The sequence below is a fragment of the Pyrodictium delaneyi genome, assembly GCF_001412615.1.
Lineage (GTDB): Archaea > Thermoproteota > Thermoprotei_A > Sulfolobales > Pyrodictiaceae > Pyrodictium > Pyrodictium delaneyi.
The window spans coordinates 1,988,569-2,005,536 of the sequence record NZ_CP013011.1 but is presented as its reverse complement, the minus strand read 5'-3'; the positions used below and the strand labels follow the sequence as shown (position 1 = coordinate 2,005,536).

At 51.7% G+C, this 16,968-nt stretch carries 22 protein-coding genes; 17 read left to right on the top strand and 5 right to left on the bottom strand.

Annotation, left to right across the window (positions count from 1 at the left end; translation table 11 throughout):
* Positions 1-5 precede the first annotated feature (5 nt).
* The 3 genes from Pyrde_RS10195 (at position 6) to rpl7ae (ending at position 2,766) form a co-directional block, all read left to right on the top strand.
* Positions 6-521, top strand: coding sequence for a DUF2118 family protein (locus Pyrde_RS10195; RefSeq protein ID WP_055410487.1), 516 nt, complete (start codon positions 6-8; stop codon positions 519-521).
* On the top strand, positions 505-2,280 hold the full coding sequence (locus Pyrde_RS10190; protein ID WP_231656747.1) for a glutamate--tRNA ligase: 1,776 nt from the start codon (positions 505-507) through the stop codon (positions 2,278-2,280). Before Pyrde_RS10195 ends, Pyrde_RS10190 begins: the two co-directional genes overlap by 17 nt.
* A gap of 105 nt (positions 2,281-2,385) precedes the next feature.
* Complete coding sequence (rpl7ae, locus tag Pyrde_RS10185) at positions 2,386-2,766, top strand: 50S ribosomal protein L7Ae (protein ID WP_055410485.1); 381 nt, start codon at positions 2,386-2,388, stop codon at positions 2,764-2,766.
* Positions 2,767-2,860: 94 nt separating this feature from the next.
* Here the strand turns inward: rpl7ae and Pyrde_RS10180 are convergent, their stop codons facing one another.
* Positions 2,861-3,604: a hypothetical protein gene (locus Pyrde_RS10180; RefSeq protein ID WP_055410483.1), complete on the bottom strand. Its 744-nt coding sequence runs from the start codon at positions 3,602-3,604 to the stop codon at positions 2,861-2,863.
* 87 nt (positions 3,605-3,691) lie between these two features.
* On the opposite strand from Pyrde_RS10180, the gene Pyrde_RS10175 reads away from it, so the two are divergent.
* Both Pyrde_RS10175 and Pyrde_RS10170 read left to right on the top strand, forming a co-directional pair.
* The gene (locus Pyrde_RS10175; RefSeq protein ID WP_055410481.1) at positions 3,692-3,937 is read left to right on the top strand and encodes a 30S ribosomal protein S28e; all 246 of its coding nucleotides are present in this window, start codon (positions 3,692-3,694) and stop codon (positions 3,935-3,937) included.
* Between the two features lie 6 nt (positions 3,938-3,943).
* Positions 3,944-4,129, top strand: coding sequence for a 50S ribosomal protein L24e (locus Pyrde_RS10170; RefSeq protein WP_055410479.1), 186 nt, complete (start codon positions 3,944-3,946; stop codon positions 4,127-4,129).
* A 134-nt stretch (positions 4,130-4,263) separates the two neighbouring features.
* Here the strand turns inward: Pyrde_RS10170 and Pyrde_RS10165 are convergent, their stop codons facing one another.
* Genes Pyrde_RS10165 through Pyrde_RS10155 form a run of 3 tightly spaced genes read right to left on the bottom strand, consistent with a single transcriptional unit; the run spans position 4,264 to position 6,910 of the window.
* A complete protein-coding gene (locus Pyrde_RS10165) occupies positions 4,264-5,145 on the bottom strand; it encodes a DMT family transporter (RefSeq protein ID WP_055410477.1) in 882 nt (293 codons plus the stop codon).
* 5 nt (positions 5,146-5,150) lie between these two features.
* Complete coding sequence (locus tag Pyrde_RS10160; RefSeq protein WP_180385449.1) at positions 5,151-6,047, bottom strand: NAD(P)-dependent oxidoreductase; 897 nt, start codon at positions 6,045-6,047, stop codon at positions 5,151-5,153.
* Positions 6,048-6,088: 41 nt separating this feature from the next.
* A complete protein-coding gene (locus tag Pyrde_RS10155; protein WP_231656746.1) occupies positions 6,089-6,910 on the bottom strand; it encodes a SagB/ThcOx family dehydrogenase in 822 nt (273 codons plus the stop codon).
* Between the two features lie 143 nt (positions 6,911-7,053).
* On the opposite strand from Pyrde_RS10155, the gene ndk reads away from it, so the two are divergent.
* The 12 genes from ndk (at position 7,054) to Pyrde_RS10095 (ending at position 16,308) form a co-directional block, all read left to right on the top strand.
* Positions 7,054-7,482 (top strand): nucleoside-diphosphate kinase, encoded by a 429-nt coding sequence (ndk, locus tag Pyrde_RS10150; RefSeq protein ID WP_055410473.1) that lies wholly within the window; start codon positions 7,054-7,056, stop codon positions 7,480-7,482.
* Between the two features lie 215 nt (positions 7,483-7,697).
* Positions 7,698-8,927, top strand: coding sequence for a redox-regulated ATPase YchF (locus Pyrde_RS10145; protein WP_055410960.1), 1,230 nt, complete (start codon positions 7,698-7,700; stop codon positions 8,925-8,927).
* Positions 8,928-9,164: 237 nt separating this feature from the next.
* Positions 9,165-9,845: a 50S ribosomal protein L15e gene (locus tag Pyrde_RS10140; RefSeq protein WP_055410471.1), complete on the top strand. Its 681-nt coding sequence runs from the start codon at positions 9,165-9,167 to the stop codon at positions 9,843-9,845.
* A gap of 331 nt (positions 9,846-10,176) precedes the next feature.
* Positions 10,177-10,632 (top strand): RNA-binding domain-containing protein, encoded by a 456-nt coding sequence (locus Pyrde_RS10135; RefSeq protein ID WP_055410469.1) that lies wholly within the window; start codon positions 10,177-10,179, stop codon positions 10,630-10,632.
* Between the two features lie 5 nt (positions 10,633-10,637).
* Positions 10,638-11,297, top strand: coding sequence for an RNase P subunit p30 family protein (locus Pyrde_RS10130; protein ID WP_231656846.1), 660 nt, complete (start codon positions 10,638-10,640; stop codon positions 11,295-11,297).
* Between the two features lie 2 nt (positions 11,298-11,299).
* Entirely contained in the window at positions 11,300-11,851 is a 552-nt protein-coding gene (locus tag Pyrde_RS10125) for an Rpp14/Pop5 family protein (protein WP_055410465.1), read from the top strand.
* Positions 11,848-12,618, top strand: a complete 771-nt coding sequence (locus tag Pyrde_RS10120; RefSeq protein WP_082419626.1) for a dihydrofolate reductase family protein — start codon at positions 11,848-11,850, stop codon at positions 12,616-12,618. Before Pyrde_RS10125 ends, Pyrde_RS10120 begins: the two co-directional genes overlap by 4 nt.
* 28 nt (positions 12,619-12,646) lie before the next feature.
* A complete protein-coding gene (locus Pyrde_RS10115) occupies positions 12,647-13,363 on the top strand; it encodes a GTP cyclohydrolase IIa (protein ID WP_055410461.1) in 717 nt (238 codons plus the stop codon).
* Positions 13,364-13,496: 133 nt separating this feature from the next.
* Positions 13,497-14,204 carry a 3,4-dihydroxy-2-butanone-4-phosphate synthase gene (locus Pyrde_RS10110; RefSeq protein WP_055410459.1) on the top strand — a complete coding sequence of 236 codons (708 nt, stop codon included), beginning with the start codon at positions 13,497-13,499 and terminating at the stop codon, positions 14,202-14,204.
* Positions 14,167-14,634, top strand: coding sequence for a riboflavin synthase (gene ribC / locus Pyrde_RS10105; protein ID WP_055410457.1), 468 nt, complete (start codon positions 14,167-14,169; stop codon positions 14,632-14,634). Before Pyrde_RS10110 ends, ribC begins: the two co-directional genes overlap by 38 nt.
* A gap of 77 nt (positions 14,635-14,711) precedes the next feature.
* A complete protein-coding gene (gene ribH, locus Pyrde_RS10100) occupies positions 14,712-15,179 on the top strand; it encodes a 6,7-dimethyl-8-ribityllumazine synthase (protein ID WP_197272685.1) in 468 nt (155 codons plus the stop codon).
* Entirely contained in the window at positions 15,136-16,308 is a 1,173-nt protein-coding gene (locus Pyrde_RS10095) for an amidohydrolase family protein (RefSeq protein ID WP_156328060.1), read from the top strand. Before ribH ends, Pyrde_RS10095 begins: the two co-directional genes overlap by 44 nt.
* Here the strand turns inward: Pyrde_RS10095 and Pyrde_RS10510 are convergent.
* Complete coding sequence (locus Pyrde_RS10510) at positions 16,244-16,939, bottom strand: creatininase family protein (RefSeq protein WP_197272684.1); 696 nt, start codon at positions 16,937-16,939, stop codon at positions 16,244-16,246. The genes Pyrde_RS10095 and Pyrde_RS10510 overlap by 65 nt on opposite strands.
* Positions 16,940-16,968: the final 29 nt, after the last annotated feature.

The window sequence follows — 16,968 nt, the reverse complement described above, 5'->3', positions numbered from 1 at the left end:
CAGGCGTGTCGGAGCAGGTCGAGGGCTGTCACAAATCACCCTACCTTATTCCCCAATTATTTATAGAGGGCCTGGATTCTGACGAGTTCCTAGTATTAAGGGACAGTATAGCAAAACGTTCTATGGAGTGTCCAAAGGATGCTAGATGTTTTGGAAAGGCGATATATGGCGTGGAACTCGACAGTATAGTAGACCTTGTCGCCAAGAAATGTACAAGGAGCTTCATAGTGGTACTTCCGCCGGACTATCGGCGTGGACTCCTAGTAGAGGCTGGAAGCTACGTTGAGCCTATACCTCTAGAGGGAATGCGTGTAGCCGTAGAGGTGTGTGAGGGCAGCAAGGTCGGTATTGAGGATACTATAGGCTTTATAGCGACACGGAAGTTTGAGGTGCGTCATATTAGAAGCCATGTGGAAGGTGTTATAGTGTACATCTACTCTTCGCCTGAATCCGGGCCGGATAGGAACATAGTCTTGGTAGCGCCGCGGGAGGTGGTAAAGGAGATTGAAGTACAATCCTGACGAACTGCGCGAGCTAGCAAGAGCTTACGCGCTTGTCAATGCTGTTGAACACGGTGGGCGTGCTGCTGTAGGTCCCGTAATGGGCAAGATTATGGCTGAAAAGCCCGAGCTAAGGCCTCATGCCCGTGAGATAGTGGCGATAGTACGCGAGGTCGTAGCTGAGGTAAACAAGCTCTCTTTGGATGAGCAGAAGAGGCTACTCGAAGAGAAGTATAGCTGGGTGCTAGAGAAGCTCAGCAAGCCTAAGGAGCAGGAGAAGACGCTACCTCCGCTCCCCGGGGCAGAGGAGGGCAAAATTGTTACACGCTTTGCGCCTAACCCTGACTTCGTGATACACCTTGGCAATGCGAGGCCGGCTATACTCAGTTACGAGTACAAGGTGATATACAAGGGGAAGATGATACTTCGATTCGAGGACACGGATCCCCGTACAAAGACCCCGCTACCCGAGGCATACGAGCTGATAAAGCAGGATCTAGAGTGGCTAGGCATCCGCTGGGACGAGGAATACATACAGAGCCTACGCATGCCAATATACTACCAGATTATAAAGGAGCTTCTAGAGAAAGGCCACGCCTATGTAGATGATAAGCCGGGTGAAGAGTTTAGGAAATACCGTAACTCTGGCAAGCTCTCCGAGTACCCGCCCCGGCTACGTACAGCAGAGGAGAACCTAGAACTATGGGACCAGATGCTTGAAGGGCGCTTCGCCGAGGGCGAGGCAGTCGTTAGGATAAAGACTGATCCAAATCACCCAGACCCGAGCGTCCGCGACTGGGTAGCATTCCGGATAATCGATACAAGCCGCTATCCTCACCCGCTAGTCGGCGATCGCTACATCGTCTGGCCTACCTACAACTTCGCAGCCGGCGTTGATGACTGGCTAATGGGTGTAACACACATACTCCGTGCCAAGGAGCATATGCAGAACACGATCAAGCAGAAGTACGTATACGAGTACATGGGCTGGAAGTATCCACACGTTGTACACTTTGGACGCTTAAAGCTTGAAGGCTTCATAATGAGCAAGTCCGCACTAAAGCAGCTCCTTGACCAAGGCGTCAGCAGTGGAATAGACGATCCACGATTTGCGACTATAGCTGGTCTAAGGAGGCGTGGAATAACAGCTGAGGCTATAAGGAAACTAATACTAGATGTAGGCGTTAAGTACACTGATGCAAGTATAAGCTATACCAACCTAGCTGCCACAAACCGCGTGATAGTAGACCCCACAGCTCGTAGAATAATGGCAGCCATACCGCCGACGCCAATGATTATAGAAAACTTGCCATGGGAGAAACGCGAATTTGAAATACCCTATCATCCGTCGGGCAAACTAGGTTCAAGAAGAATAAGCCTAGAAGGACCAACAGCAACAGTCTATATATCGCAGAGCGATAAGAAGCTACTAAAGAAAGGCAGTATTGTAAGGCTCATGGAGGCTTTCAATGTAGAAATAGTAGACATTGAAGGAGATAAGATAAGAGCTAGATTCCATAGCCTCGGCCTAGAGGATGCGCGTAAGCACCGGGCCCTTATAATACAGTGGATCCCGGGCGACGCATCGCTCCAAATAGAGCTCCTAGTACCTGAAGGTCTAGACCTAATACAGCGACGCGGGATAGTAGAGCAGGCAGCAGCAGAACTAAAGCAAGGAGACATAGTGCAGCTAGTACGCATAGGCTTCGCAAGAGTAGACGCTCTGGAGACGGAAGACGGGTCCGTGAGGAAAGTAGTAATGGTATTTGCGCACGAGTAACCGCCTGAAGACAAGGCCCGCTAGTTTTGTAAACCCTAGCAGTAGTGGCTCCTCTACACGCCCAGATACCTGGGCGACGACCAGGCACCGGGAGGAGGATGAGCCATGAGCAAGCCCTTCTATGTAAGGTTCGAGGTACCCGAGGAGCTAGCTGAGAAGGCATACCAGGCACTCGAGATAGCTAGGAAGACTGGTAAGATAAAGAAGGGCACCAACGAGACAACCAAGTGTGTAGAGCGTGGCCTTGCAAAGCTAGTACTCATAGCTGAGGACGTAGATCCGCCAGAGATAGTGGCGCATCTACCACTACTATGCGAGGAGAAGAAGATACCCTACGTATACGTGCCCAGCAAGAAGAGGCTAGGCGAGGCAGCAGGCATAGAGGTGGCAGCAGCAAGCGCATGCATCATAGACCCCGGCGAGGCCAAGAGCCTAGTCGATGAGATAGTAAAGGCTGTAAATGAGCTAAAGGCTAAGGCTGCCTAACCTTAGATACATCTGCCTATAGAGAACACATCTATGAAATAATTTTTGCTGTCAGAAACACTAGTTCCGTTTTATAGAGACTTGATAGAGAGTTCTACCTTGTCCTAGTGGATTCGGGGATGCATGTAGACACTTCTGCATTGAAATCGCAGCTCCTGCACGTGTAGCGTAAGGTATAGCGCATACACTTCTCCGTAGGCTTCACAGCTATATCCTTGACTACAGTTTCACCGCATGGGCATGAGAGTAGGTCTATATAGGAGACGACGCCACCTACGGTGCTCTCAGTACGCAGCCTAGCCTTTATGCCTAAGTTAGCTAGCTCCTCCACGAGCCAGTTGAAGTAGGCTATAGTATGTGGTTTCATGCGGCTAGCTAGCTTCTTGGCTGATTGAGTGTATATTATGTAATCGGACGCGGCGGCATAGCTTAGTGAGTCGAGTGCAGCCTGAAGCATATCTGTTATGGTTGCATGGTATGCTGTAAACTGGTTAAACAGTGATAGTGCGCCTATACGTGCCAGTACATCGGCGTCAAGTACTATCATCGTGTACTGGGATGAGGGCGAGCGTAGGTGTACATCCTCTGCTTCTTCTAGCACCTTGCGTACATGGTGGGCTATGTGGTGTGGGAGTTTATCAATCATAGTGGTAACGCGAGGATAGCTGTAGGCTAGAGCGGCTACGGCGGCTGTCTCCTCGCTGCAGTTTTCAAGCCCGCATAGCTTTGCTGCATAGAACGCCGTGAGAACAGCATGGTGTGGAACTCCAGAGAGTAGCTCCTCGGGGTTTATGCCGCGTATCCTAGAGAGGGCGTGGACAACAGCTTCGCGTACCATGTAGAACGCCCCCAGAGGCGAGGGTTGTTGGGGGCATTGTGTTTTATAGCCCGCTTTCGCTAGGGGCTCTGCGGGGGCTAGAGAGGCTTGAGCCAGCGCAGGGACAAGGACTTCAACATTATCGAGGAGATAGGCTTCCCCGCCGAGGTCATACAAATAATAGGCCGTACCGGAGTACACGGTGAGGTCATACAAGTGCGCGTGCGTGTGCTTGAGGGCCGTGACAAGGGTCGCGTGCTGACGCGTAACGTCCTCGGCCCTGTAAGGCTAGGCGACATAGTTATACTAAGAGAGACTGAGCGTGAAGCCAGGAGGCTAGGTAGGAGGAGGTAATAGGCCATGCCGGTAGTACACAGTTGTACTTACTGTGGTCGCGAGATAGAGCCTGGTACTGGCCTAATGTACGTGAAAAACGACGGCTCGATACTATGGTTCTGCAGCAGCAAGTGCCTCAAGCTATGGAAGATGGGCCGTGATCCCCGTAAACTAAAGTGGACAAAGCACTACACAAGACTGCGCCACTAACTATTACATTGCCGGCCCTGGCCAGCGACACTGTGTTATAGGCATGTTTTTGTCCTCCCTGGTAGTCGTACGGTCAGTCGGCCTTGCATCTTCCCTAATACGCTATTACACAGAGTTATGATTGTGGTTTCATGCTAAATGCTTGCAAGTATAAGTGCTATTGTTATCAATGCGCCGCCTAGTAGTAGCCGTGGCTCAATATGCTCCTTTGCCACTGGGGCGACGACGAGCTGCGTCGTTATAGGCGAGAGTGCTAATCCTATGGCTACAATGCTCGCAGGCATGAGTGAAAGAGCCACGAGGAATGCTAGTGCACCTACAACATAACCTAGTAGCGAGCTCGCCACAATCTCTACTGCTATATAGCGAGCGTCTTTCCATAGAAGTATCGGGCGGAGGAGTACGAGGACTGTGAATACTGCTCTAGCACTTGCTACGCTTAGATAACCGGCCCGGTCCAATGCGGCCTGGTACGCATACATGCTAGCCCCCCATATAAGGGAAGTTGCTATGGCAGCAGCTATGGCGGATAATCTATCCCGGTGGGGTAGTGCTAGCCTTCCTCCTCTGCTGGTGGACACAGTCCATATTCCTACTAGTGCAAGTGCTGCGGCGAAGAGGACGCTTACGCCAGCCTCGCCCCGGATATAGTCGTATAGGCTAGTCCATATCACGAATAGATATGAAATAGGCATGGCTATACTTGCACCAATACGGCTAACACTATAGACGAAGAGGCCATCGCCTAGAATGGTGCCAAGAACCCCGCCTAGCCATACACCGAGTTCGAACACAGGGTCGAGCCAGGGTGTAGTTAGCGGAAAGCCCTCGTAGGTGTAGGCAAGCGGTATTGTTGCAAGGGCGGCGACGAGCATCCGCCATCCATTAAAAGCCCAGGGGTCTACGCGCCTCACTTTCAGCGATGCCCTACTAACTATGGCGGGAGCTAAGCTCCATGCTATAACCGCCACTAGTATAGCGACGAGCCCCTTGAATTCCATAAAAGCAGGCACCATGTAGGCTAGTCCCTGCCTTTCCTATTCCTACTCCTAGCAAGCTCTGCGAGGAAACCTGCAAGTGATGGGTAATCTTCCTCGCCTTGCCCCATGAGTGTCATCAAGGCGTAGTGGTTAGCCACAGCGGCAGCTACACCGCCTGGCAGCCCCGCGTCGGTTAGAGCCTCGAACGCGTACCTTGCGTCCTTCCCGGCTAGTCTGGCGACAAAGCTCGCCTTTCCACGAGGCCATAGTCTCTCGCCATACCGCTCTACTATTGTCTTAATCCATGTCCTACCCAGAACCTCTCTTGCAAATAGATCAGCACTAAGTCCGTAGGACTCAACTAGCGCGAATGCTTCTCCGAGCCCAGCTATTATGGAGAGGAATGACAAGTTGAAGGCCAGCTTAGCAGCGGCAGCCCTAGGAGGCTCGCCGAGGTAGACGACGTCGCCTAGGTCGCGTAGATGCTTAGTATTGCACACCCTTTCCCCGGCTCTCGAGCTACATAATATGACTAGGCTGCCCTCGAGCGCATTCCGAGGATTTCCCGCAACAGGAGCCTCTACATAGATGCCGCCAGCACGCGACACTATGCTGTCTGCTACAATGCTGTGCCGGGGTGTAACTGTCGCGTGATTAAATACAATCTTGCCAGTTAGCGGTTTTGTAGCTACACCGTTGCTCCCTGATAAAACCTCGAGCGAGGCCTCGTCATCAGATACAACTATGTGTATGAACTCACATGCATCGGCAGCTTCGCGAGGTGAGGCGACAACTTCGGCCCCAAGCTCTTCTGCGAGAACCTTAGCCCTGGACACTGTGCGGTTCCAAAGAACCAGGCTATAGCCTTTCTCGGCAAGCCTCCTCGCCATAGCTGAGCCCATGCGCCCCAAGCCGAGAACAGCTATACAACCAGACATCCCGGATCTCCTCCCGAGGGCTTGGTTAGAGAGGCACTGCTTCATAACCGCTTCCCGATAGGCATGATAGCTATGGGTATCTCAATGTAGCAGTCTACGCTAAGTAGTCTACATAGTTCCTCGTCGTAGAAGGCACCGACAACAACGGTAGCTAGTTTCAGCGCTTCAGCTACTAGGTACACGTTCTGAACTACTGTCCCAGCGTCGAGGTGGATGTAGCGATAGGAGCGGGCTGCATACTTGCTAGCGGTCCTAGCATAGACAGCTGTAATTAGTAGCGCAGCTGGGGCCTCGACAATGTGCTCTTGGCCAAGTGCTATAGTCGAGAGGATGTCCATGTAACTCCCACTTCTAAGCAGGCAGAGAGAGTGAGTAAGAGGAATGTAATGGTAAAGGCCGGGTTCGAGGCCTTCAACGCGCTCTGCAACTAGATAGGCTTCTACCGGTTGTAGGCCTCCGGCACTAGGGTAGACTCTTAGAGGCCAGTCGCCGTCCCACCCCCGTATACCTACAGCATGGTATAGTATTGTAGAAATTTCTAGAAGGCTTAGTGGCTCGGGACTGTAGCTTCTTCGGCTCCTGCGCAGCCTTATAGCGGAAAGAGTGTCTACACCGCTATGCCTGAGGGGTTCCGGCAACTCTACACGGTTAGAACAGTAGTACTGTTTGAAGAAGCCTGGCCAGCTGACAGTCGGGCTATCCATGTAGGCATCTTTTTCTATCATCGTAGCATAATGGTAGAGAGCGGCTACATCTTCATGCTTCTCCATCTCGGCTACGCCACGTAGGAATAGCCTCCGCGCACCCTCGCCTAGCCGTGCCATAAACGATCTAACAGCTCTACATACATCGTCTACAAACACTAAGGCCACCCCAAGACTCTATCACAGGCCCAGTAAAGACGCTAGACGATACCGTATACCATGTACTAAGAGTGTCCTCTTATAGCCCTCCCAGCAGCCCTCCCGCTAGGAGTCTTCCAGCGTAGCGCGAGGGGTGGCTCAGCGTGGCGGTAGAGCGTACATTCGTAATGATAAAGCCCGATGCAGTTAAGCGTGGCCTTGTAGGCGAGATTATAGCCAGGTTTGAGAGGAAAGGCCTCAAGATAAAGGCTCTAAAGATGAAGTGGCTTACACGCGAGGAAGCCGAGAAACTCTATGAGGTGCACCGCGGTAAGCCATTCTTCGAGGAGCTAGTAGAATTCATCACAAGCGGCCCTGTTGTAGCCATGATACTCGAGGGTGACAGCGCAGTAGAAGTAGTGAGGCTGATGATAGGCCCAACTGATGGTAGAAAAGCACCGCCAGGAACCATACGTGGCGACTTCGCGCTAGACATAGGCGCTAACGTGATACATGCAAGCGACAGCAGGGAGTCCTTTGAACGCGAGTACAAGGTATTCTTCAGCGACGAAGAGATTGTAGGAGACTATTAGATCTCTTAGAACGCTCAAGAAACAATATTACTACCATCATTTACGAGTTTTTACCTAGTATGACTTACAATAGTTGTAAGTGTAGGGTACCCTAGCTAGCCCTGTGTCCGAGAATGATGTTCATACTCTCGGGTAACGCCTACCGGCTGGTTTGCAACCGGAACATCCTTAGAACTACATCTATAGACACTCCCTTGGCGGGTGTACTAGGAGCCTTGCCGCCACCCGAAAGACAGGCAGGCATAGTGGGTAAGACCAACGTTGGAAAGTCAACATTCTTCGCAGCTGCAACACTTGCCACCGTGGAGATCGGTAACAGACCCTTCGTTACATTGGAGCCTAGTACTGGCGTAGGGTATGTTAGAAAGCGGTGCGTCCACGTAGAGCTGGGGCTTCCTCGCTGTGACCCTGCATCCGGCTACTGTGCTGACGGTTGGCGTTTCATACCAGTCAAGCTCATAGATATACCAGGTCTAATTCCGGGCGCGCATGAAGGTAAAGGTCTTGGTAACAGGTTCCTTGACGCCATAAGGCAGGCTGACGCGATAATACTGGTGGTAGATGCCTCTGGCTCTACTGATGCTGCAGGGAACCCGGTTCCACCGGGGACATATGACCCGGTAGAGGAGGTCAGGTGGCTCGAAGAGGAGCTAGAAGAATGGATATACGGTATTTTGCTCAATGACTGGGACCGGTTTGCTATGAAGGTTTCCACAACGGGGGCTAACATCGTTGAGGCTCTTGCCCAGAGGCTTAGCGGTCTAAGCATCCGTAGATACCATGTAGAGAAAGCGCTAGAGTATGCCGGTCTTGCAGGTAAGTCGCTCACGTCCTGGACCCGGGAGGATCTTAGGAGATTCGCTAAAGGGATAAGGCTGTCAAAGCCGATGCTCATAGCTGCTAATAAGGCCGATATACCGGAGGCGGAAGACAACATCAAGCGTATGAAGAAGGAACTCAAGGACTACATAGTCGTACCTACTAGTGCGGCGGCAGAGCTCGCGCTGCGGCGGGCAGCGCGCGCTGGAGTAATAAGGTACATACCGGGCGATAGTGACTTCGAAATAGTTGACGAGGAAAAACTGTCAAGGAAACAGCTCCAAGCACTTGAGTACATAAGGGAGCGTGTACTTAAGAAGTGGGGATCTACGGGGGTGCAGGAGGCAATAAACAAGACATTCCTAGAGCTGCTTGGCATGATAACAGTGTATCCTGTTGAAGACGCTAACAAGTTCACGGATGGTCGTGGAAGAATTCTGCCCGATGCCTACCTTGTGCCACGGGGGACGACGGCGCGCGAGCTAGCCTATATGGTGCATACCGATCTTGGGAAGACGTTCCTCTATGCAATAAATGCCCGGACAAAGACGCGCATAGGAGAGGACTACGAGCTAAGAGACGATGATGTAATCAAGATAGTTGCTGCTGCGGCTAAGAAGGGCTAGTCAACTCACGGTCGAGCGGAGACGTGGATGGTGTGAGGTCAGCCGGGGCGCACACTTCGTCATAGCCTTGTAGAGGGATCGCATAGGCTCCGTGATGCGGGCAAGTCTTCATCCCCGCCGAAGGGTTGCCAAAAGGCCTGGAGGCCTAATCTGGTACCTCTGAGCTGTAGTGTTTTTAATAGGGAGAGCAGGGCTAGTCGGTTCCCGGGCTCACGATAGGGTAGGTAGGGGAAGGCAATGGCACGCGGTCTGTACCACTATCTTAGGGAAACATGGAAGCAGCGTCACGAGGTACCCGAGCTAGTGCAGCTGTGGAAGCGCCGGCTAATGGAGTGGCGTCGCCAGCCAAGTGTTGTGCGCATCGAGAAGCCAACCCGTATTGACCGTGCTCGCAGCCTTGGATACAAGGCCAAGCAGGGCATCATAGTGGTTCGGGTGCGTGTGCGCAAGGGCGGTCTAAACAGGCCGAGGCCTAACAAGGGCCGTCGCCCTAAGAGGATGGGTGTCTATGGCTATGCGCCGGCAAAGTCTACGAGGCTGATAGCTGAGGAGCGTGCAGCCAGAAAGTACCCCAACATGGAGGTGCTTAACAGCTACTATGTGGCAGAGGACGGCGAGTACAAGTGGTATGAGGTCATACTAGTAGATCGCAGCCACCCTGCCGTGTGCCGGGACAAGGACCTGGGATGGATATGCGAGAAACAGCACCGCGGCCGCGTATTCCGTGGCCTAACAAGCGCTGGCAAGAAAATGCGCGGTCTAAGAAAGACACGCGGTCTACGTGGTACACACAAGTACAAGTGGAAGAAGAAGCAGAAGGAGCGCAAGCTCAAGAAGCGCCACGAGGCCCACCGTGGCGCCCGCCTCATCGCACCAGACGAGATACGCGAAAAGTACCATCACGGAGACCTCCAATAACATTCATTTCTATGTTATTCCAGCATCGTTATCCTAGCTCTAAGTTTTTGGCATGCTTGTTGGCAATAGGATAGCGCTGTTCTTCCTACTACTTTGCCCTGCATTCAGTGACGCGTGCTCTGCCCTCATACATCCATCTGTATCAGGCTCATGCCGTGTACGGTAACGCGAAGAACGGACCAGGCATGGTCCTTGAAGAATTTTATGGTCAAAGATGCTTCGAGAGTAGTGGGCTTGAAGAAGGCCCGGCGACGTCTGATAGAACCTGGCCGGTGTAACGTAGAGAAAGATAGCAGGCTTGACGACACATACTTACGAGGGGTAAGAGGCAATGTCCGCGCCCAGCAAGGTCATAAGGGTAGAGATAGCTGCCCATGCACACGCAACCGAGGATGTCAACCGGGTTAAGCAAGCCATACTCAACATTGTACCAGAGAGTCTCCACGAAAAAGTGGAATTTACACTATATACGCTCGAGGGGCACTACAATAACCCAATAACGCGAATAGTAGTAAGGCTCGAAGGTAATGCTGCGGAGGAGTTTGTACGTGGACTAGCAGAGAGGCTCGACAAAGAGAGCAAAAAGATCATTGCCATGATGCTGGAGAACAGGTATGATGCCAAGCAGGGTAGGTTCTACCTAAGGTTCAGCAAGCAAGACGCCTTCCTAGGCGAGCTAAGATTCTACGACGGTGACGATGTGATACATGTAATGATAAATCTTAGAGGTACTCCGCGCCTCGACAAAGCCATAAATGTTCTCAAGGAGCTGGGGCTCGTATCTTGAAGTCCATGGATCTAGCCCTCGAGCCGCGCAGCCTCCGCGACGCTATGGAGATGGCTTCACTCGCAAAGATAATGGGGTATAGGCTCGTAGCAATCGAGAACAGTGATCCTCAGCGTGCACGTGAATACGCTAGAGTGTTCACAGAGGAGGGCATCGAGGCTCTAACACGTGTAACAATCGAAGCCGACTCCTGGGGCAAGACAGTCAACATACTGAAGAGAATAGCTCTGAACTTCGACCTAGTAGCCGTGAAGCCTAAGTCAGCTGAAGCTGTTAGACTAGCTGCCAGGGATCCCCGAGTAGGGCTAGTAGTACTCTCACCCGGTATGGCCAGGTATATGGACAAGAGCCAAGCTGCTATGCTACGCGAGGGTGGGGCAGCTGTTGAGCTCAGGTTTCTACCACTACTTCACGGCGGTGATCCACGTGCAGGCCTCCGCGGTACAATGATTATAGCGAGGCGTGCAGCAGCATACGAGGCCCCATTGGTCGTGACTAGTGGTGCCAGGACTAAGTGGGAAATGTGGCATCCCAGAACAGTGCATGCAATGCTAGTAGCATTTGGGCTGCCGGAAAACATCGCGAAACTCGCGATAACGGGCTACCCAGCTGCCATAGTTAATACGAAGGCGCGTCATCCAAGCCCAGGCGGGGAGGCTGTATAGAATTGCAGCTAGACACGGCTATACTGGCGGTTCTAGCCGTCGGCTTTGCTGGTTACGTAGCCTTGAGCGTCCATGGTCAGAGAATGCTTGAGAAGCGCGTAGCACTCCTAGAGAGGCGATTAGATAGCTTAGCCAAGGAAATGGGTAGTATCCTAAAAGCGGCAAGCTATGCTCTCCAGAGCAGTGATGCGGAGAAGTTTCTGGAGAAGCTGCGTAGACGTAGACGACGCCGCTACATAGCATTCATAATAGTCTATGAAGGTGAACAGCCTCCATCGCCCCAGGAAGTAGAGCGGGCAATAATCCGGGCGGCTGAGAGGCTAACTGGCCAGCTAACGGTAGCACTGGCCCGTCTACAGCTAGTATACTATGACCCTGAAAGGGCTGCGGGTATACTACGTGTATCCCACGACACTAAGTACCTCGTACTTGCAGCTTTAGGACTAGTACGGCGTATCGGTGATAGCCGTGCAGTGATAATCCCGGTACGGACGACTGGCACTATAAAGAGGGCTAAGCGTGCACTAGCCATCGCTAGGCGGAGACTACCTTGACTAGGTCGTTGACGCGGCCGTACACGATAATATTCTCTACTGCTACGCTTGACGGGAGGATAGCATCATCTACACGGTATAGCTTGTTAAGCTGTAACTATGACTTTGCCAGGCTTCGGCTGCTGAGAGGCGCAGCCGAGGCAGTAATGGTTGGCGCCTCTACGGTCCTAATAGACAATCCCTCGCTCCGGAAAAGGCTAAACCCTCGCAGCGACAAGTACTACCGTGTAGTAGTCGATGGCAGACTGCGGCTACACGATGAGCTACGCCTAGTAAGTGAACCTGGTCCCCCTGTCATAGTATTCACGGCTGTACGTGATAGCGAGAAGATTAAGCGTCTAGAGGCTAAGGGGGTTCGCGTCCACGTAGTCGGCGAGAATGGCGTAGTAGACCTTGCTAAAGCGATGGAGATACTAGTCATGGAGTATGATGTACGCCGGCTGCTCATTGAGGGTGGTGGTATACTAAACTATAACATGCTCAAAGCCGGGCTCGTAGACGAAATACGGGTAACATACACTCCATACGTCTTTGCGGCTGGGAGGAATGTGTTCGACGACCCTCAGGCGGAGGGGTTCCCTACAACCAGCCTATCTCCGCGGCTAAGGCTCTTATGCCTTGAGAAGTGTCCTTGTGGCAATTGTGTACACGTAGCTTATCGTGTAGAGTCAACGTGTTGTCCTCCTGCTGCTGAGCCTTACATAGAGCCGTGTCTCTCCGGGAAAATAGCAGATCTAGTGAAAGATGCTCCGGGAGGGAATAGCTAGGCGTGTGCTAGCATAGAGGGGAGACGGTGTGGTGCTGCTGGCGGGCGTTATAGTACTCATAGGGTACCGTGAGTGGACAGAGGAGATAGGTTACGATAGAGAGTGGATAATCCAGAAGCGGCAGTCAGCAATATACCTTGCAGCGATGGATGCTGCTGCAGCTAGTGGAGGATACATAGTCCCGTTCAGCCACGACATAATGGTAGCAGTGTTGAACGGTGTACCGAGAGAAAACATCGAAGAGATATACAGGGTTGTGAGTCGTGAATCCCCTGTACCGGTCGCAATGAGAGTAGTTGCGACAAATCGTCCGGGCTGGGACAGAGTACCCATAGAACCAGGTATAACAATAGACGACTACGACGATGGTGGTGTGGCGGCACTCCACATAGATCTAGACATGGTTAGCAACGAGAGGCGACGAAAGGGCTTTCTCCAGCCTTTTGCCGAGGTAATGAGGCTCTATATCAGACTTGTAGAGGATGCTCTCCCAAGAGGCTATATACCAAGCTATCTTGGAGGCGACAACATTATACTATTTGCTCCAGAGGAGAACATAGATGATGCCTTAGGGTTGGTCATGGAGGCAATAGGTGACGGGAGATATAAGGTAGGTATAGGCGTGGACGATAATCCGCGTGCTGCGCTAGCGCGCGCAGCTCACGCGCTATCCGTTATAAGGAGTGCTAGGAGTTGTCGAGTGTATGTGGACAAACGTGGAGAAGAAACTGTAACTTGCCGATAGTTTCTCAAACCATTACAAGATCTATAGATGGACAGCGACTCCCGTTTAACACCCCGCCTTAGAATGAGTGATTAGGGTAGCATAAGGAAATTCCATGGTATAGCTTTCGGAGCTGGTTGAGGGATAGACACCCTTGAGCAACCAACTAGAAAAAGCCATAGAGGCGTTTCGCAGAGGAATACCTGTCCTCATATACGATGAAGCTGGCCGCGAGAACGAGATAGACTATGTTATCCATGCATCCATGGTTACTACTGAACGTATCTACGAAATGCGTACACTCGCGGGAGGACTCATATGCTATGCAATGCCCCAGCCGGCTGGAAGGATCGTAGGGCTAAGGTATGGATACGAGATAATCTCAACAATACCCGAGCTAGCCCCGCTTGCTAGTAAGACACTCGGCTACGGCGACAAACCGGCGTTCTCTCTTTGGGTTAATAGCATACGGGTAAAAACCGGGATAAGAGACTCAGATCGCGCCACTACTATACGCGAACTTGACAAGGTACTAACAATGATAATACACGGCAACACTCGAGAAGCACGTAACTACTTCCAGTCAAACTTTGTAGCACCAGGGCACGTGCCCATATTACTAGGTCGTCGGCTTAACGAGAGGAAAGGGCATACGGAACTCTCCCTCCATCTCGCAATACTAGCTGGAATGACGCCTTCAACAGTCATCGTCGAGATGCTCTCGAAGGGAGATGCACTGAGCATTGAGGATGCGAGAAGAGTATCTAGGGAGAAGGGCTACCCTCTGATTGAGGGAAATGAGATAATCGATAGGGTGGAAAAGCTTGGCGAAGATCTGTATTGTAGATACAACCTTTGCTAGAGTAGACATGGCTAGATATGCTATAGATACCTTGCAGACACTGATGCCTAGCGTACAAATAGTAAGGCGCACTGTGCCGGGGATAAAGGACGTACCAGTAGAGATAAAGAAGATCATGAAAGAAGAGAATTGTGATGCCGGAATGGTGCTAGGCTGGATAGGTTCATCGATAACTGATAAGATAAGCTATGCAGTCTACAGTCTCGCTATACAGCTCGTACAGCTAGAACTTGAGCGCCACATAATAGATGTAACGGTGCATGAAGACGAGGCAGAGAATGAGGAAGACCTCTATCGGATCGCGGTAGACCGCGCTAAGAAGCATGCAGAGAACCTCTACCTACTCCTATACAGGCCGGACGTGCTAACAGCGCGCGCCGGGACAGGAAGAAGGCAGGGATATCCTGACGCAGGCCCTTTGAGAGTCTAGGCTGGCTATCCCTGGGACCGATAACCCTCTAACCCTGCCTAAGCCCGCTCCTATATACCCGGGTAGGTGTATACGCCGTGGCTGCAGGTGAAGGTATTCGGCTTGCAATAGTCGTATCCGAGTTCAACCATGATGTCACTTATCTCATGTTGCAGCGTGCTCTAAGCCATGCAAAATTTCTTGGTGCTACAGTCACGTATGTGGTAAGGGCGCCAGGCGCATACGACATACCGTTACTCGTGGAGAAGCTGTTGCGCAAGGATGACGTGGATGCGGTGGTGGCTCTCGGGGCAATCATAACTGGTGCTACTAAGCACGACGAAGTGATAGCGCACCAGGTCGCAAGGAAACTAGTAGACCTAGCCGAGAAGTACGGTAAACCAGTAACCCTTGGAATATCAGGGCCGGGGATGAACCGTATGCAGGCGCTAGAGCGCGTAGATGACTATGCACGTAGATCAGTTGAGGCAGCTGTTAAGCTAGTGAGGAGGCTCCGGGCTATTGAAGAGGCAAAATTCGAGGGAGAAACAGTATACATTGAATAAGAGTATGCAAATAGAAGTCCTTGTTGCCCTCGTGGGTGATGAGCTGCGACCAATTTACAAGCCATGCATAGACATTGATGATGAGCAACGAGTAAGGGGTATAGGTCAAGGGTGCAGCCCGTCTAGGAGGATATATTCAGGGCTAGTGCTCCTCCCAGCTCTTTGTAACGCTCATTTACATATTCTCGACGCTTCCATAGCGGAAGCGGGGGAGACCCTCCCTCTCCATGAGCTTGTGGCACTGCCTACAGGGCTAAAGTACAAACTACTCTCGAAGCTAGACCAAGTAGAGCTAGATAAAAGGATTAGCCGTGTGCTCGACTCCATGAAGAGAAAGGGTATACTCTATGTCGGGGTATACGCAGAGCTAGCTAGAAGAGGTTTAGAGCTAGTAAACAATAGTACAGCCCGAGCCGGAATAAGCGCAAGGATACTAGGTCAGCCCCTCACGAAGAGTCTTGGCGCATACCTACAACTACTAGGCGAAGCTGGTGGTGTAGGTCTCGATACTGTATTCGACCTGAGCCCAGAGGAGTTCGCCGAACTGTCATCCTATGCTAGGCGGTTCAATGGACATGTACACGTGCATGTATCCGAGACACTAGAGCTGTATCAGTCTAAAGATTATGAGATAGTACTCCAGGCAGCTCCTACGGCAGCTATACACCTAACCTACCTCGATAGAGACGAGATCATGGAGTTAGCGGAGTCGGGTATAGGGCTAGTATTCTGTCCTAGATCCAACATGTATCATCTCGGAAGGCTTCCCCTGCTTAGCGTGCTCCCAGAGCTCCTTGACAAAACCGTGATTGGTATAGGCACTGATAACGCGGCATGGATACCGCCGTACGTCGACGAGGAGATAATGTTTACGTATATGGTTGTACATAAGGATGGCCGAGATAAAGCCGAACTCCTAGCCAGAGCATTACTTCGTGCAGCATCTATTGACTGTATGAAGCTGCTGCGCCTAGACACAGTTATGGTTGATGAAGGCGCGCCGATAGCCAGGTTGTTGGTGGCAGAGATACCGGAAATAGAGTGGAGCAGTTCATCCATAATATCTATCGTGAAGAGGCTTCCAGCTGCTCCAAGATCGACTCTACAAGCTCTCTTAGCTGCGCGCTAGCTGCTTGCAGAAGTTTCTCACCGAGCGTTCTCGAAGCGGGAACGCTATCTCGCGGATAGAGGTCGGGCACGTCTAGGGAGACCCAGGGCTGGTAGTGCGGTGCAATACGTGTGCAGTCTGGATCTACCTGTTCTGTCTCGCGGATACCTTTATCATAGCCGCATGCAAGAAGTATGCTGGCTTCAATGCAGTCTGCATGAACTAAGACATCCTTCAATCCTATAGCCTTTGTAACTGTGTCCCAGAAGTTGAAAAGGACTACATTGTTACCCATTGAGCGTAGAATCCTTGCAGCCAGGTATGTTGCGTGGTAGGCTCCGCCATGGAAGACGGCAAATAACAATGTGTCGGCAATGGATAGGAGAGATGAGCCAACCTCTACTAGGTATTGTATAAACATTTGTGGGTTAACTGAGACCCGCGGCTCCTGGTGCTCGATCGCCGTGGAATATGGTATAGTTGGGGCAACAACTACGCCCCGAGGAAGCCGAATATTCTTCATGACGCAGTCAGCTATCAGTAGGTCAGCCCCTAGAGGAAGAACGCCGTGGTTCTCAATAGAGGCTATCGGCTGAATAACTAGCCTTACACGTGCTGTTTTGTCTAATAGTTCAAGCCTCGTATTCCACACTGAGAGCCCCGAGATGTAGGAAGCTTAGG

What these genes read in the sequence shown, in the direction of transcription:
- Pyrde_RS10180 (WP_055410483.1), bottom strand. Translation starts at nt 3,604, where the DNA reads ATGGTACGCGAAGCTGTTGTCCACGCCCTCTCTAGGATACGCGGCATA.
- Pyrde_RS10165 (WP_055410477.1), bottom strand. Translation starts at nt 5,145, where the DNA reads ATGGTGCCTGCTTTTATGGAATTCAAGGGGCTCGTCGCTATACTAGTG.
- Pyrde_RS10130 (WP_231656846.1), top strand. Translation starts at nt 10,638, where the DNA reads ATGGATCTAGCCCTCGAGCCGCGCAGCCTCCGCGACGCTATGGAGATG.
- rpl7ae (WP_055410485.1), top strand. Translation starts at nt 2,386, where the DNA reads ATGAGCAAGCCCTTCTATGTAAGGTTCGAGGTACCCGAGGAGCTAGCT.
- Pyrde_RS10160 (WP_180385449.1), bottom strand. Translation starts at nt 6,047, where the DNA reads ATGTCTGGTTGTATAGCTGTTCTCGGCTTGGGGCGCATGGGCTCAGCT.
- Pyrde_RS10140 (WP_055410471.1), top strand. Translation starts at nt 9,165, where the DNA reads ATGGCACGCGGTCTGTACCACTATCTTAGGGAAACATGGAAGCAGCGT.
- Pyrde_RS10135 (WP_055410469.1), top strand. Translation starts at nt 10,177, where the DNA reads ATGTCCGCGCCCAGCAAGGTCATAAGGGTAGAGATAGCTGCCCATGCA.
- Pyrde_RS10170 (WP_055410479.1), top strand. Translation starts at nt 3,944, where the DNA reads ATGCCGGTAGTACACAGTTGTACTTACTGTGGTCGCGAGATAGAGCCT.